Annotated in this window: 14 protein-coding genes; 4 read left to right on the plus strand and 10 right to left on the minus strand. The window is 60.1% G+C overall.

Annotated features, from left to right (window positions below; translation table 11 throughout):
* Window positions 1–19 precede the first annotated feature (19 nt).
* Window positions 20–418, minus strand: a complete 399-nt coding sequence (locus AC1RQB_RS14545) for a carbohydrate-binding module family 20 domain-containing protein (protein WP_219734661.1) — start codon at window positions 416–418, stop codon at window positions 20–22.
* Between the two features lie 227 nt (window positions 419–645).
* Between AC1RQB_RS14545 and AC1RQB_RS14550 the strand changes: the two genes are divergently transcribed.
* Entirely contained in the window at window positions 646–861 is a 216-nt protein-coding gene (locus AC1RQB_RS14550; RefSeq protein WP_063343383.1) for a DUF4287 domain-containing protein, read from the plus strand.
* 404 nt (window positions 862–1,265) lie between these two features.
* Here AC1RQB_RS14550 and AC1RQB_RS14555 read toward each other — a convergent pair whose 3' ends face one another.
* From AC1RQB_RS14555 to AC1RQB_RS14585, 7 genes are read right to left on the minus strand one after another with little or no spacing between them, the layout of a single operon-like run.
* A complete protein-coding gene (locus tag AC1RQB_RS14555) occupies window positions 1,266–2,669 on the minus strand; it encodes an ATP-binding protein (RefSeq protein WP_063343384.1) in 1,404 nt (467 codons plus the stop codon).
* Window positions 2,666–3,328 carry a response regulator gene (locus tag AC1RQB_RS14560; protein ID WP_063343385.1) on the minus strand — a complete coding sequence of 221 codons (663 nt, stop codon included), beginning with the start codon at window positions 3,326–3,328 and terminating at the stop codon, window positions 2,666–2,668. The genes AC1RQB_RS14555 and AC1RQB_RS14560 overlap by 4 nt, the downstream gene beginning before the upstream one ends.
* Window positions 3,329–3,339: 11 nt before the next feature.
* A complete protein-coding gene (locus AC1RQB_RS14565; RefSeq protein ID WP_063343386.1) occupies window positions 3,340–3,984 on the minus strand; it encodes a tetratricopeptide repeat protein in 645 nt (214 codons plus the stop codon).
* Window positions 3,981–4,790 (minus strand): SDR family oxidoreductase, encoded by an 810-nt coding sequence (locus AC1RQB_RS14570; RefSeq protein WP_063343387.1) that lies wholly within the window; start codon window positions 4,788–4,790, stop codon window positions 3,981–3,983. Before AC1RQB_RS14570 ends, AC1RQB_RS14565 begins: the two co-directional genes overlap by 4 nt.
* Window positions 4,777–5,451 carry an iron-containing redox enzyme family protein gene (locus tag AC1RQB_RS14575; protein ID WP_063343388.1) on the minus strand — a complete coding sequence of 225 codons (675 nt, stop codon included), beginning with the start codon at window positions 5,449–5,451 and terminating at the stop codon, window positions 4,777–4,779. The genes AC1RQB_RS14570 and AC1RQB_RS14575 overlap by 14 nt, the downstream gene beginning before the upstream one ends.
* Window positions 5,448–6,929: an AMP-binding protein gene (locus tag AC1RQB_RS14580; protein WP_063343389.1), complete on the minus strand. Its 1,482-nt coding sequence runs from the start codon at window positions 6,927–6,929 to the stop codon at window positions 5,448–5,450. The genes AC1RQB_RS14575 and AC1RQB_RS14580 overlap by 4 nt, the downstream gene beginning before the upstream one ends.
* A complete protein-coding gene (locus AC1RQB_RS14585; RefSeq protein WP_063343390.1) occupies window positions 6,919–7,596 on the minus strand; it encodes a thermostable hemolysin in 678 nt (225 codons plus the stop codon). Before AC1RQB_RS14585 ends, AC1RQB_RS14580 begins: the two co-directional genes overlap by 11 nt.
* A gap of 187 nt (window positions 7,597–7,783) precedes the next feature.
* Here AC1RQB_RS14585 and AC1RQB_RS14590 point away from each other — a divergent pair, with 187 nt between their 5' ends.
* Entirely contained in the window at window positions 7,784–8,356 is a 573-nt protein-coding gene (locus AC1RQB_RS14590) for a cytochrome b (RefSeq protein WP_063343391.1), read from the plus strand.
* Between the two features lie 142 nt (window positions 8,357–8,498).
* On the opposite strand, the gene AC1RQB_RS14595 is transcribed toward AC1RQB_RS14590, so the two are convergent.
* The gene (locus tag AC1RQB_RS14595) at window positions 8,499–10,307 is read right to left on the minus strand and encodes a monovalent cation:proton antiporter-2 (CPA2) family protein (RefSeq protein WP_008071329.1); all 1,809 of its coding nucleotides are present in this window, start codon (window positions 10,305–10,307) and stop codon (window positions 8,499–8,501) included.
* A gap of 119 nt (window positions 10,308–10,426) precedes the next feature.
* On the minus strand, window positions 10,427–11,317 hold the full coding sequence (locus AC1RQB_RS14600; RefSeq protein WP_008071328.1) for a LysR family transcriptional regulator: 891 nt from the start codon (window positions 11,315–11,317) through the stop codon (window positions 10,427–10,429).
* Window positions 11,318–11,485: 168 nt separating this feature from the next.
* Between AC1RQB_RS14600 and AC1RQB_RS14605 the strand changes: the two genes are divergently transcribed.
* Together AC1RQB_RS14605 and dctA are read left to right on the plus strand one after the other, a co-directional pair.
* Window positions 11,486–12,568 carry a 4-oxalomesaconate tautomerase gene (locus AC1RQB_RS14605; protein ID WP_063343392.1) on the plus strand — a complete coding sequence of 361 codons (1,083 nt, stop codon included), beginning with the start codon at window positions 11,486–11,488 and terminating at the stop codon, window positions 12,566–12,568.
* A 47-nt stretch (window positions 12,569–12,615) separates the two neighbouring features.
* Window positions 12,616–13,935 (plus strand): C4-dicarboxylate transporter DctA, encoded by a 1,320-nt coding sequence (gene dctA / locus AC1RQB_RS14610; protein ID WP_063343393.1) that lies wholly within the window; start codon window positions 12,616–12,618, stop codon window positions 13,933–13,935.
* Window positions 13,936–13,982: the final 47 nt, after the last annotated feature.

Here is a 13,982-nt window from a genome sequence, read left to right on the forward strand (position 1 = left end):
CCATATGTTCACGCACGCCTCAAAACGTGCCGACACTCGTTATTGTGAAAGTCACTTTCACTATGTTGTTGGGATCGTCCTGCCACTTTTGCACGTCGGTCGGTATGGTCTCGTGGCGCACGATACACTTCCATTCCACATCTTTGCCGTCGTCCGTGCCTGGGAAAAGTACCTTGCCGGTCCATGTAGGGTAGGAAGTAGGGGCGAGCTTTACGGCCTTGGTCGGATCCCAATTCCCTAACTCTGGACGGTTACCGACAACATAAATGCTGTAACCCGGCGTCGTGATGCCGTTGTCGCATTGAAAGTTCACTTCGGATCGTAAGGGTATCCACTGGCCGCCTTGGACATCGCGGAACACCGGTAGCATTGCCAACAAGAGAACGCCCAGCGGCAACAGGTAACGATTTCGGGACATGATGAACACCTCAATTCATTCCAGTGGGGGCAGCTTAGCCCCGGCCAAACTGAAAGTGACCTGTTAGAACTGACAGTTCATTAGAGCGCTTCGCGATAACTTTAATCATTGCTTATTAACGGCGAGCTTGTTTGCGCTGGACTACGCAGCCGTCCTGGACTTCAATTCTTGGGATGAAGACAAGGAGCGTCCACCGACACTCCGTCGCGAACAAGGGAGCTTGCAGCATGACCGGAGATACAAAAGTGAAAGGGCCGGCGTCGTACTTCCCCTCAATTGAAAAAAAGTACGGCCAGCCAATCGACCATTGGCTGGATCTGCTCGGAACAGTGAGTGGCAAGAAACATATGGAAATGGTGGCTTGGCTGAAGGCTGAACACGGTATGGGTCACGGGCATGCCAATGCTTTGGTTGCGCATTATTTGGCGAGTTCACCAACCTAGCCCACAGCCCATTTTAACAAGAAAAAACGCGATCGTTTAAATGAAGCTTTCCGTTACCATCCAAAGGCTACAAGGCCTTGCGCCACCCCCTACACGTAAGACAGAATCCGCCGGCTTGTGCGTCTAGGGGGCCGTCGGTAACTTGATTCCCGTCACTGCCCATCAGTGATCGGGTCTGCAGGCCCGCCGGAATACCAGTCGCATAGCCCTGCCGCAGGACGCTCGTTTATGTCCGCGAAATGGCGGCTTTGTACGGGAGATCTTCGGATCTGCCGGGTTCCTGGTTTCCCGGTCTTGCAGACCCGCGCATAGCTGCCACCCATCATCTGCAAGTGATGCAGCTAGCTCCTAATGAACAATCGGGAGTTTCACCATGATCAAACCTGCGTTCGGCGCACAGACATTCAGCCATTGGACGTCCGTTGCGCAGGGTTGTGGTGTTGGCCATCAGGAATCGACAGGGTCGCCCGCAGCCCGCCTTCAGGTGGGTTGACCAGCGTAATCCGCCCACCCAGCCGCGTCGCAATGGTGCTGACGATGGTCAGTCCCAACCCGGCGCCCCCGGTATTTCCACGGCTGTAAAAGCGTTCGAACAACCGTGCGCGATCCGCTTCGTCGATGCCCGGCCCCTGGTCCTGGACGCTCAAGTTGTAGAACCCTTCCTCCTGGCTCAATTGCACGGTGATGACGCCATGCTCCGGCGAAAAATTCGCGGCGTTGGTGACCAGATTGTTCAGGGCGATGTCGATGGCGGCGGCGTCGGCAAGCACTTCAAAGGGCTGGTCAGCGACATCGAAGGCCAGCTCCAGGTTCTTGCTCAACAACCAGGGCGTGAGTTGGGCCAGACTGGCGCGCACCGTTTCGCTCAGGTCGATGCTTTGCTCCACCGGTGCCACGGCTTTGGGTTCGAGACGGGCCATGGTCAGCAACTGATTGACCAGGCGGCTGGTGCGGTCGACCCCGGCAATCAGAAACGCCAGGGACTCACGACGTTCCTGTTCCGTGCCGGCTTCCTGCAGGTTTTGCGCATGCACCCGCAGCACCGCCAGCGGCGTGCGTAATTCGTGCGCGGCGTCGGCGATGAAGCGCCGCTCGCGGCCAAGTACCTCTTGAATTTGCGCGAGCATGCGGTTGAGCGCTGCCTGCATCGGTTCCAGTTCGCTGGGCAACGGGGTCAGTTGCAACGGCTCCAGAGAACCACTGTGCCGTGCCCGCAACGTTTGCGCCATATTGGCCAGGGGTTTGAGCCCCCAGCCAATAGCCAGCCAGACCATGGCAGCCAATATCAGGCTACCCAGCACATTGGGCCACAGGGTATGACGTACGATCCGGTCTACCAGGTCCGCACGCACATCGTCCCGTTCACCGACCCAGATGCGCAGGTCATTCTGTTTGTCTTCGAGCATGAACACCCGCCAATGGCGGTTGTGCAGATCCACCACATCGCTGAAGCCGGATTTCGTCGGCGGCGCCGTGAAGGAGGGCGCACTGGCGGTGTGCACCAGTACTTCGCCCTTGCGATTCCACACCTGAAAGGCAATTTTGCTTTCATAGGGATGACCATCGACTCTCGGCACCGCTTCACTCAAGGCCTTGTTGAACGCTTGATACAGTTCGGCGTGTTCGTTGCTGGCCAGCGGCATGCGCATCACACCCTGCAGCAGCCGGGCGTTCTGGGCCAGTTGGGCGTCGTAGACTTCGGCAATCTCGTGATTGCTGTCGTGCAGGTTGAGCACGCTGATGATCGCCAGGCCCGTCAGCAACAGGCCAATAATCAGCGTCAGGGTGCGACGCCGGATCGAAGTCATCGACGCTCCTCCACCAGGTACCCGACACCGCGAATAGTGCGGATCAGGTCGGTGGAGAACTTCTTGCGCAGGTGATGAATATGCACTTCCAGAGTGTTGCTTTCGGCTTCTTCGTTCCAGCCGTAAAGCAGTTGCATCAGATGATCGCGGGTCATGACCCGGCCCGGAGGCGAAAGCAATTCGTGGAGCAGTTGATACTCCTTGGGCGTCAGCGCCACCGGCTCGCCTTGATAGCTGACTTGCTGGGTGCCGGGGTTCAGGCTGATGCCGGCATGTTCGATCAGCACTTGGGCGCGACCGGCGCTGCGTCGCAACAACGCTCGCAGGCGAGCCTTGAGTTCGGCCAGGTCGAAGGGCTTGATCAGGTAATCGTCGGCGCCGGCATCCAGCCCGGCGATGCGGTCTTCGGTGGCATCCCGGGCGGTGAGGATCAGTACCGGCAGGTTGGCGCCGCTTTCGCGCAGACGGTGCAACACTTGCAGACCGTCCATGCGCGGCAGGCCGAGGTCGAGCACCGCCAGGTCAAACGTCTCGCTGAGCAGCGAATGCAAGGCACTGCTGCCGTCTTGCAGCCAGTCGACGGTGTAACCCTCACGGCCCAGGGCCTGATGAATGCCCTCGCCGAGGGCCACGTCATCCTCGATCAGTAGTAAACGCACGCGGACTCCTGTCAGTTGAGTTTTTTGTTCACGTCCACCAGTAACGCTTCGATCTCTTTGCGGCGCCCGGCATCGGCGCTTTCCCGGCCTGGGCGGGGGGCCGCTTGCAGGGCTTTTTGCAGTGCGTCCCTGGCTTCACCATAGCGCTTTTGACGGTAAAGGTGATCGCCCCAGAAGTACAGACTGTCGATGCCGGCGGGATTCAGCTGCAAGGCCTGCTTTAACAGTTGTTCGGCCTTGTCGGCATCGCCGAAACCGAGGGGCCAGCCGGGCACGCGATCATACAGCGCCGCGAGACTGGTATAGGCCGAGCCTTGCAAGGCCTTGGGATCAATAGCGAGGGCTTTTTCCAGGTCGACTTTGGCGGCCTTGACCTTGCTCAGGGCGCCGAGGCCACCTTGGGCTCCGGCCCAACTGCTGGTGACAATGCCGGACCAGATCCACGCTTCGGCCAGGGATTGGCGTTCCTGGGTAAACGCCGAGGCTTGGGTCGCGAGTTTTTCGAAGGCCGCGGTGCGCTGTTCGGCGGGCAGCTCGTATTGGATGTGCGCCCAGTTTTGCTGAATGCCATTAAGACGCTGTTGATCGGCGGCGTCCAGCGCCCACACGCTTTGGCTCAACACCCCGAACAGCAGGCAAGTGACGATTTTTTTCATGGTTTGAGACTCTCGTTATCGGGCTTCTGACTGAGGCGACGGATCAGCGGCAACTGCTTGCGCAAGCCACGGTCCACCAGATGGGGCAACAGACTGTTCAGGCGGACGAAAAAGCGTTCCGGCCAGCCCAGGTACACATCGCGCCGGTCACCGGCAATCGCGTGGATGACCGCCGAAGCGACAGTTTGTGGACCGTCGACATTGGCTTTGAGTGCATCGTTCAGCGCCTGGGCCGCCGGGCTGTTCATGCTGGTGTGGGTCGCCCGGGGAGCAACGTAAAGCACGCTGATCCGGGTATCGGCCAGCTCCCGGCGCAGGGCTTCGGAGAAACCGCGCAGGGCAAACTTGGTGGCGCAATAGCTGGCGTAACCGGGATAACCGATGGAGCCGTAGGTCGAGCCGACGTTCACCACCATGGCGCTCTCGGCTTGCTTGAGCAGTGGCAGCAAAAGCTTGGTCAGGCAGATTGGCGCACTGATGTTCACCGCCAGCATCGCATTGATCTCGCTGTCCTCGAGCTGTTCGAGCATGGCGAAGTGGTTGACCCCGGCGGCGTTGACCAGCAGGTTGATGCCACCGATGGCTTCGGCCGCAGCCAGTACTTTGCGTCGGTCGCCGGGGACGGTCAGGTCAGCGCCGACCCAACACAGGTGCAGCGGGTAGCGTTCGAGCAAGGGTTCCAGCGACTCCTGGTGCCGGGACACGGCCAATACCCGCGCGCCACTGGCACACAGGGCGCTGGCGATGGCCAGGCCGATACCACCGCTGGCTCCGGTCAAAACCACACGGGCTTCATGCAGCTGCATGCAGGTTCTCCCCATCGCGGGGCAGGCCACGGAACATGTCGGTATAGAGCGTGTAAACGACCTTCGAGGCATGAATCACCGCGGCTTGATCCGCCGGGTCTTGGAGTGTGTTCATCAGCCGGCGGTAGGTCTGCATGTGTTCGATGTCCAGCGAACCGTGGGAACTCAGGTAGCTGAAGGCGGTTTCCGGCAGTGCCAGGCGCTCGCGGATGCTGCCGGCCGCGTGGGTGGCCAGGGCAATGCTGGTGCCTTCCAGCACGTTGACCATGCCGAACAGGCCCACCGGGTTGTCCCGGGCAATCAGGTCGTAGAGGAAGCTGACCATCAACTCGATCGGCAGCGATGGACGACCGTCCCGCACCGCCTCTTTGTCACCGCCACAGGCTGCGATGTCGTCGAGTACCCACTGTTCGTGGCCGTACTCCTCGTCGATGTACTCGCACACCGCTTTGCGTAGCCATTCCAGCCGCTGGGGCAGACGTGCGCCGCACGCCATCATCAACGGCACGGTATGGCGCACGTGGTAGTAGGCCTGGGCGAGGAAGGCGCGGTAGCTCTCCAGGCTGACCTTACCCTCAAGGGCATCACGGATGATCGGCAGGTTGAACAACTCGTGGCGTTCCTGCTGGGTGGCTTCTTGCAGTGTGTCGAAAAAACTCATGATGCGGATTCCTCGGAAAAAACGAAGTCAGTGAGCTGCGCCCGGTAACGCTCGACGATGGCGTCGCGGCGCGGTCGGCCATTGGCGGTCAGCAAGCCGTTGGCGGCGCTGAATGGTTGATCGAGACGGGTCCAGTGATGAACCTGGGCGTAATCGGGCAAGGCCTCGTTGGCCTGGGCCACGGCGGCGGCCAGCTCTTCATCGGTGCAGTCCGGCCGATGGGGCCAGAGCAGGGCGTGGTTGGTTGGCATCGCTTCGCCGTAGACGAACGCCTGAGCGATGTGGCGACGCTGAGTGAGTTCGGCCTCGACCCATTCCGGATTGACGTTGCGGCCGAAACTGGTGACGAACTGATGCTTCTTGCGCCCGTTGAGGTAGAGAAAACCTTCCGGGTCGAACTCGCCGAGATCGCCGGTCGGCCACCAATCATCGCGCAAGGGGGATTGCCCCAGATAGCCGAGCAGGGTCGAGCCCTTCACCAGCACTTCACCATCGTCGGCCAGGCGAATCCCGACATGGGGCAGGGGCCTGCCAACGCTACCAGGGCGGCGCGCGCCCGGGCGATTGAGGCACACCACCGACGAGCATTCCGACAACCCGTAACCTTCATAGACCGGGATGCCGATGCGCTGGGCGCGATGCAATAATTCTTCGCTAACCCGTGCACCACCGACTGCAGCAAAACGCAACGATTGGGGGTTGAATGCTTTTTGCTCGGCGGCGCTGACCAGCATCAGCAGCAACTGCGGCACCAGGATCAGACTTTCCGGTTTTCGGGCGGCCAGACAGCCCAACAGCCGCGGCACATCGACACCGCTGGCACCCTGAATGCCCAGGGTTTTCTGGCTCGGTACGCTCAAGGTCGCGCCGGCATACAGCGCGGCGTAACAACCGAGGTTTTCCAGCAGAATCGCCAGGGGCAGCAGCGCCAGGTGATGCCGTGGATCGGTGGGTTTGCTTGCCTGATCCAGCTCACGGGCCACTCGCAAAAGGCTCTCGGCGCTCAGGCACACGCCTTTGGGCGTACCGGTGGTGCCTGAGGTAAAGGTCAGTTTGGCGGTGCCTTCGGGTATCAGGTTCGGGCCGCTGAAAGGGCGACGCCAGAATTCGCCGGTCTTCTCGTAGCCGGCTGCTTGCAGTTCGGCTTCCAGTTCCGGTTCGGCAATCACCAGTGTCGCCTGGCTCTGTTGCAGGCAATGATTGCGTTGTGCCGGACTGAAGAAGGGCGGCAGCGTCAGGCAGGTCAGGCCTTCGAACAGGACGGCCAGATCCCAGAGCATCGCCTCGATGCCGTTGTCCAGGGCCAGCGCAACCACTTTGACGTGCTCATCGCGCAGACGCTGCTGGCGATACATGACTTCGGCGTACAGCGTGGCATAGTCCAGTTTCAACTGATCGCCCCACAAGGCGATGGCGTTGGTCTTGCGCTCGGCGTGACTGCGCAGGGTCTGCTTGAACCGCTCCATTTCAGGCGACATGGCTGGACTCCTCAAGGGCCGTCGGCAATCCCAGGCGATTGAACAGACCGATATTGCGCAAATGGATGAAACCGGCGCGGATGTTGCCGACATGCACCCATGGCTGACTCTCGTAATAACTGCCCCAGAGGTGACGGTCGTCGCCCAGCCGCGCAGGATCGGCGGCGCAGAGCGTCACCGGCTTCAAGCCCAGGCGATGAAAACTGTTCACCAGCCCGATGTTGCCGGTGAACGCCACCCATTCCAGCCCGCCCATGGCCAACAGGTAGGTGATGGCGATGATGCTCAGGCGCGCACTGCCGGTATCGCTGGCGGCGAGGTTGCCGACCTCGACGATACCGGCCCGGTCCACGGGTTGGCCGGCGGTGTCGCTGATCAGCGGATCAATCGCCTCGTCCAGGTAACGCTCCAGAAACAAGGGTTCGGCACTGGCCAGTCGTACGCCAGCCACCGCACACAGCGTGCCTGACGCATCGCTCATGCCGAACAGCTGCGGCATGAATTGGCGGATGTCGGCGCCGTGGGCCTTTCGAAAACGCTGCTGGATAAAGGCTTCGAAGACCGGACGCTGGGGATCGTCCGGCAAGGCTCTTGCCAGACTCATCTGCGGGGTTTCGGCTTGACCGAAGTGCAGGGGCAGAGGGATGTTCCAGTCGAAATCGGGCATGGGCAAGAACGCCTCCCTGGGTAAGTTCGGGAGGAGTATCAAAGGCAATTCTTAACGGAGTCTGAAGGTGGACCTTCAGATTGTCTTAAGACTGGACGGGCAGGGTGGCGCCGGTCGGTTCGACGAAACCGGATCCAGGCTGTACGGAATGAGTCGGCAGCCGCCACCGATCTTCACGAGGCTCTGTATGACCCGAAATTCAGCAGTACACCGCTATGGAAAACTCTCGATCACCTTGCATTGGCTGATGCTGGCGCTGTTCATCGGCGTTTATGGTTGCATCGAGATCAAAGGATTGCTGCCCCGTGGGCATGCCTTGAGGGGCCTGTTTCTGGGGCTGCACGGCGTATTCGGGTTGAGCATTTTTGCGCTGGTCTGGGTCCGCTTGCTCGGGCGCCTCTCGCCCCGACCACCGATTACCCCGGCCCCGTCCACCTGGCAGACGGGCGTCTCGCACCTCATGCACCTGGCGTTGTATGGGCTGATGATCGCTACGCCGCTACTGGCCTGGTTGATGCTGGCCGCCGGGGGCAAGCCGATGCCGTATTTCGGCTTTTTCCTGCCGGCGCCGGTTGCGGTTGATCCCGATCTGGCCAAGCAACTCAAGCATTGGCATGAGTTGTTCGGTAGCACCGGCTACTGGTTGATTGGTTTGCATGCAGCGGCGGGGTTGTTCCATCACTACTGGGTCCGCGACAACACGCTCACACGCATGCTGCCGGGGGGCTCTGGTGTGGGTGTCAATGAGCGTCAGCGATAATTCGGGGTTGCCAGGAATACCGCGTTATCGTTCTTCGCGAGCAAGCCCGCTCCCACATTGACCGAGTCAGCCGCAAATTTTGTGGCTGACATAGACCCCATGTGGGAGCGGGCTTGCCCGCGATGAGGCCCGCACAATCACCTCAAACCTTACCCGCTTCCTCTTCCAACTGATCCGACTCAAACAGTTTCGCCAATTCCGCCCGCGCTTCCTGCGCCGTTTGCATCACCTTGGCCGCATCGTCATAGACCGCGTGCTGAGCCTCCAGCACCTGTTCATCGTGATGGGTAAAGCGCTTGATCCGCGCATCTGCCTGGGCCTGTGTCAGCCCCAGCCCGACCAGAGTCCGTCGGGTCATTTCCAGGCTGGAATAATAGGTTTCCCGCACCGCCTGCGCCCCGACATCCACCAACCGGTGCACATGCTGACGGTTACGCGCCCGGGCGATGATTTTGATGTGCGGATAGAGCTTGTGCACCACCTCGGCCGTCTTGATGTTGGTGTCGGGATCATCGGTGGCGATCACGAAAAACTCCGCTTGCTCGACCTTGGCCGCACTGAGGATTTCCGGGCGCATCGGGTCGCCATAGAACACCGGCACGCCGCCGAAGCTGCGGGACAATTCGATGGTTTCCACCGACGTGTCGAGGGCGATGAACTTGATGTTCTGCGCCCGCAGAATCCGCGCGACGATCTGCCCCATACGGCCCATGCCGGCAATGACCACGCGGGGCGTGTCGGCGTCGATTTCGCGGAACTTCTCCGGCACCACCACGGGCTGAACCTTGGGGCTGACCAGTCGGGCGCACAACAGCAACAACAGCGGCGTCACGGCCATGGACAAGGTAATCGTCAGCACCAGCAGGTCGTACAGGCGCGGCTCGAATAGCCCCTGATCACGACCGATCTTGAACACCACAAATGCGAACTCACCACCGGCCGCCAGTACGATGCCGAGGCGAATCGCACTGACCTTGCCCAAACCTCCGGCCAATCGACCGACAACGAACAGCAGCGGCAACTTGATAGCGATCAGCAACAGGGTCAGCCCCAGCACCACGACCGGCGCGCTCAGCAGCAGACTCAAATTGGCGCCCATGCCGACACTGATGAAAAACAGCCCCAGCAGCAGGCCCTTGAACGGCTCGATCTGCGCTTCCAGCTCGTGGCGATATTCAGAATCCGCCAGCAGCAAACCGGCGAGGAACGCGCCGAGGGCCATGGACACGCCGACCAGGTCCATCAGCCATGCCGTACCGATCACCACCAGCAACGCGGTGGCGGTGGACACCTCCGGCAGACCGGTTTTGGCCACCACCCGAAACACCGGGCGCAGCAAGTACCGTCCGCCAATCACCACCACCGCGATACTGCCCAGCACCCGCAAGCCATGGTTCAAATCTTCGGCGGCACTGGTGGTGTGATCGCCCCCGGCCAGCAGCGGCACCATCGCGATCAGCGGGATTGCGGCGATGTCCTGAAACAGCAAAATCGCAAACGCCAGTCGCCCATGGGGGCTGGTCAGTTCCTTGCGCTCGGCCAGGCTTTGCAAACCAAATGCAGTAGACGACAACGCCAGGCCCAGGCCCAACACGATGGCGCTGTTCAGGGATTGGCCGAACACGAACAACGCCAGCACACCAATCACCGAACCGGTCAGCAACACCTGCGCCAAACCCACGCCGAACACCGATTTGCGCATCACCCACAAGCGTCGCGGCGACAGCTCAAGGCCGATAATGAACAGCAACAACACCACCCCGAGTTCAGAGATGTGGCTGACGCTTTGCGGGTTGCCGATCAAGCCCAGCACCGACGGCCCGATGATCACCCCGGCAAACAGATAACCCAACACCGCCCCCAACTGCAGGCGCTTGGCCAAGGGGACGGTGAGCACCGCCGCGAATAAAAAGACGACAGCGGCTTGCAACAGGTTGCCTTCGTGGGGCATGGCGAAACTCCTGGGTGGGGGCAGGCGAGAGCGGCGTTCGCCCGATTTTCAGCGGGGCGTCAGGATAAAGGCTGGCGTCCATTCAGTCAGCAACGAGGTTATTGATCGAACTCCACGGCTCAGTGGGGCCATTGTTCGAGCAGAATCGAAACGAACTTCTCCGCCGCCGGCGATAACGATGCGCCCCGACGGTACACCAGGCCGAGTGTCCGGTTCACGACGGGGTCAGTCAGCGGGATGCTCACCAGTGTCGGGTGATCCGCCGCCGGCATTGCGAGGCTCGGCATGGCGGAAACCCCAAGCCCGGCTTCGACCATGCCCAGCGAGGTGGACAAATGCTGCACTTCATAAAACCACTGCGGACGCCAGCTCAGGCCCGACAGGGCGTGGTCCAGCAGCATGCGGTTGCCGCTCAGGCGTCCGACGCCGATCAACCGGTAATCGCTCAGTTCTGACCAGGTCACGGACTTGCGCTGGGCCAGTTCATGGTCACGACGACAGGCTAGGACGAAGGGTTCGTTGACCAGTGAAACGAATTCGATGTCCGGGTGCTGGCCGCTCATCATGTTGATGCCGAAGTCGGCTTCCCCCCGCAACACTGCTTCGAGCCCTTCATTGGCACTGAGGTCGAGCAAACGGATGCGGATTTTCGGGTAGCGCTCGTTGTAAAGACGAATCACCGACGGCAGGAAGTAAAACGCAGCAGTTGGAATGCAGGCCAGGGTCACCTGGCCGATTTGCCGTTCGGCCAGCTCACGGATGTTCAGGATCGAATCGTCGAAGTCATCCAGTAATCGACGAGCCTTGGGCAGGAAGTCGCGGCCGACGCTAGTCAGGCTGACCTTGCGCGTGGTGCGATCGAGCAACGTAGTCCCTAAACCCTCCTCAAGTTTTTTTATCCGTCGACTCAAGGCTGGTTGCGACAGATGCAGTGCATCGGCAGCTTCGTGAAAACTCCCAAGTTCGGCGATTTTCACGAAAGATCGAATGTCCTGGAGCTCATATTCCATGTTTTATCTCGTCGGGAAGGGGCGTTGAACTGCGTTCTGAACGTTAAAACTTTCTTTTGTGAAACGCAATAATTGCTCCGATCTTTGCATTGGAAACACAATTACTTCCCTGTCACTCTTGTTTGCAAGACATCAATTACCCCGATTGATTAACAAGAGTTAGTGGCCATGCAACGAATTCCTTGTGTGCTGATGCGCGGTGGTACCTCAAAAGGACCGGTATTTCTCGCCTGGGATCTGCCGGTTTCGATTGAAGAACGCGATGAACTGTTGCTCGCTGTGATGGGCTCCGGTCACGAACTGGAGATCGACGGCATCGGCGGCGGTAGCCCGCAGACCAGCAAGGTCGCCATCGTCAGCCCTTCGTTACATCCCGATGCCGATGTTGATTACTTGTTCGTTCAGGTCATGGTGTCCCAGCGTCGGGTGGATACCGCCCCGAACTGCGGCAACATGCTCTGCGCGGTCGGGCCGTTTGCCATCGAGCAAGGCCTGGTCAAGGCGGTCGGTGAGCTAACCCGCGTGCGGATTCGCAATCTCAACACCGGCACCTTCGTTACCTCTGACGTGCAGACACCAAACGGCAAAGTCAGCTATGAAGGAGACACCGCCATCGATGGTGTGCCTGGCAGCGCGGCACCGGTTCAACTGACATTCCTTGACGCAGCGGGCAGCAAGACCGGCAAGCTGTTTCCAACCGGCAGCACCCAGGACTGGTTCGATGACATTCCGGTGACCTGCATCGACATGGCCATGCCAATGCTGATCATCGAGGCGCGTCACTTGGGCAAACGCGGCGATGAAACTCCGGCCGAGCTGGACGCCGACAAAGACTTTATGCGCCGTCTCGAAGCTCTGCGGTTGCGGGCTGGCATGGCCATGGGGCTGGGCGACGTCAGCGACAAGGTCATCCCCAAGCCTGTGCTGGTTGCACCGGCCAAGGCCGGTGGCACGTTGCAGGTTCGCTACTTCATGCCGCACAACTGCCACCGTGCGCTGGCCATTACCGGTTCCATCGGTCTGGCCACGGCATGCGTCAGCGAAGGCAGTGTGGTTGCGCAAATGCTCGGTAATACCGGTGGGCCGCGTCTGCAACAGGTGCGGATCGAGCACCCGAGCGGCGGCATCGATGTCGTGCTGTCCTACACCGGTAAAAACGGTGACACAATCCGCGCCTCTGTTGTTCGTACCGCGCGAAGACTGTTTTCCGGCTTTGTGTATGCCCCGGTTTCCCAACGGCTCGCCGGGTAGTCTTCCCGCGCAGTCACTGTCGTTTTTGCATCAGAACAATTCTAAAAATGGGTGATGCCATGAAAGTTGTTAAATCGCTCTACTTCCAGATCCTCTGCGCCGTGCTGCTGGGCGTCGTGGTCGGGCACTTCTGGGCTCAGCAGGCCATTGCCCTCAAGCCGTTGGGTGATGCCTTCATCAAGCTGATCAAAATGATGATTGCGCCAGTGGTGTTTTGCACCATCGTCACCGGCATCGCCGGGATGAACGACAAACGCTCCCTTGGCCGCTTGCTGAGCAAGACCATGCTGCTGTTTCTCGGGCTGACGGTGATCAGCCTGTTCATAGGCCTGGTTGCGGTCTACGTGTTCAAGCCGGGCGCGGGCATGAACATCGATCCGAGCCATTTGAGTACGGCGGGTCTATCCCAGTACACCGAGTCTGCGGCGAAGCTTGGGGTGGTCGAGTTTTTCATGCACATCATCCCTGACACCTTTATAGGTGCGTTCAGTAAAGGTGAAGTGCTGCCGGTGCTGTTTATCGCGGTGCTCTGCGGTTTCGCCCTGTCTTCCCTGGGCGACCGTGGCAAGCCAGTGCTCGATGTACTGGAAGCGGCATCGCAGATGGTCTTCAAGATTTTTTCCTACTTGATGCGTTTTGCGCCGATCGGTGCCTTCGGGGCACTGGCGTTCACCGTCGGACAGTACGGCATCACCTCGCTGGGTTCGCTGGCAAAGTTGATCATGACCTTGTACGTCGCCTGCGCCTTCTTCGTCTTTGTGGTACTGGGGAGCATTTGCCGCGCCCACGGCTTCAGCCTATGGAAGCTGCTGCGTTACCTGCGCGAAGAGTTTCTGGTGGTGCTGGGGACTTCCTCCACTGAGCCGGTCATGCCACGCATGCTGGAGAAACTTCAGGCATTGGGATGCAGCAAAGGCGTGGTCGGGCTGGTGCTGCCGACGGGGTACTCGTTCAACCTTGATGGCACGGCGATCTACCTGTCTCTGGCGGCAATTTTCATTGCCCAGGCCTGCAACATTGATCTGACCGTGACCCAAACCTTGACCATGCTGGCGATCATGTTGCTGTCGTCCAAGGGCGCGGCGGGGGTGACTGGCAGCGGTTTCGTGGCGCTGGCTTCCACGCTCACGGTGATCCATGACATTCCGCTGGCTGGTCTGGCGCTGTTGATCGGGATCGACCGTTTCATGTCTGAAGCACGGGCCTTGACCAGTCTGGCCAGTAACGCCGTGGCGACTGTGGTGATCTCTATCTCGGAGAACGCCTGCGACCGTCAGGTCCTGCTCGATACCCTGGACGGTAAAAAACCGACTGTCCCGGATGGCGATCAAACCTGGGACCGCGTCGGAACCACCACGCAAATTTAGTACTGCGTAAGCGCTGCAAAAACTAACCTTCTTACTACCTGCTGCCG

It is taken from the genome of Pseudomonas sp. GW822-FHT02E03, from assembly GCF_058802325.1.

Coding starts and splice junctions, on each gene's coding strand:
- AC1RQB_RS14545 (WP_219734661.1), bottom strand. CDS start 418: ATGTCCCGAAATCGTTACCTGTTGCCGCTGGGCGTTCTCTTGTTGGCA.
- AC1RQB_RS14550 (WP_063343383.1), top strand. CDS start 646: ATGACCGGAGATACAAAAGTGAAAGGGCCGGCGTCGTACTTCCCCTCA.
- AC1RQB_RS14555 (WP_063343384.1), bottom strand. CDS start 2,669: ATGACTTCGATCCGGCGTCGCACCCTGACGCTGATTATTGGCCTGTTG.
- AC1RQB_RS14565 (WP_063343386.1), bottom strand. CDS start 3,984: ATGAAAAAAATCGTCACTTGCCTGCTGTTCGGGGTGTTGAGCCAAAGC.
- AC1RQB_RS14570 (WP_063343387.1), bottom strand. CDS start 4,790: ATGCAGCTGCATGAAGCCCGTGTGGTTTTGACCGGAGCCAGCGGTGGT.
- AC1RQB_RS14575 (WP_063343388.1), bottom strand. CDS start 5,451: ATGAGTTTTTTCGACACACTGCAAGAAGCCACCCAGCAGGAACGCCAC.
- AC1RQB_RS14580 (WP_063343389.1), bottom strand. CDS start 6,929: ATGTCGCCTGAAATGGAGCGGTTCAAGCAGACCCTGCGCAGTCACGCC.
- AC1RQB_RS14585 (WP_063343390.1), bottom strand. CDS start 7,596: ATGCCCGATTTCGACTGGAACATCCCTCTGCCCCTGCACTTCGGTCAA.
- AC1RQB_RS14590 (WP_063343391.1), top strand. CDS start 7,784: ATGACCCGAAATTCAGCAGTACACCGCTATGGAAAACTCTCGATCACC.
- AC1RQB_RS14595 (WP_008071329.1), bottom strand. CDS start 10,307: ATGCCCCACGAAGGCAACCTGTTGCAAGCCGCTGTCGTCTTTTTATTC.
- AC1RQB_RS14600 (WP_008071328.1), bottom strand. CDS start 11,317: ATGGAATATGAGCTCCAGGACATTCGATCTTTCGTGAAAATCGCCGAA.
- AC1RQB_RS14605 (WP_063343392.1), top strand. CDS start 11,486: ATGCAACGAATTCCTTGTGTGCTGATGCGCGGTGGTACCTCAAAAGGA.
- dctA (WP_063343393.1), top strand. CDS start 12,616: ATGGGTGATGCCATGAAAGTTGTTAAATCGCTCTACTTCCAGATCCTC.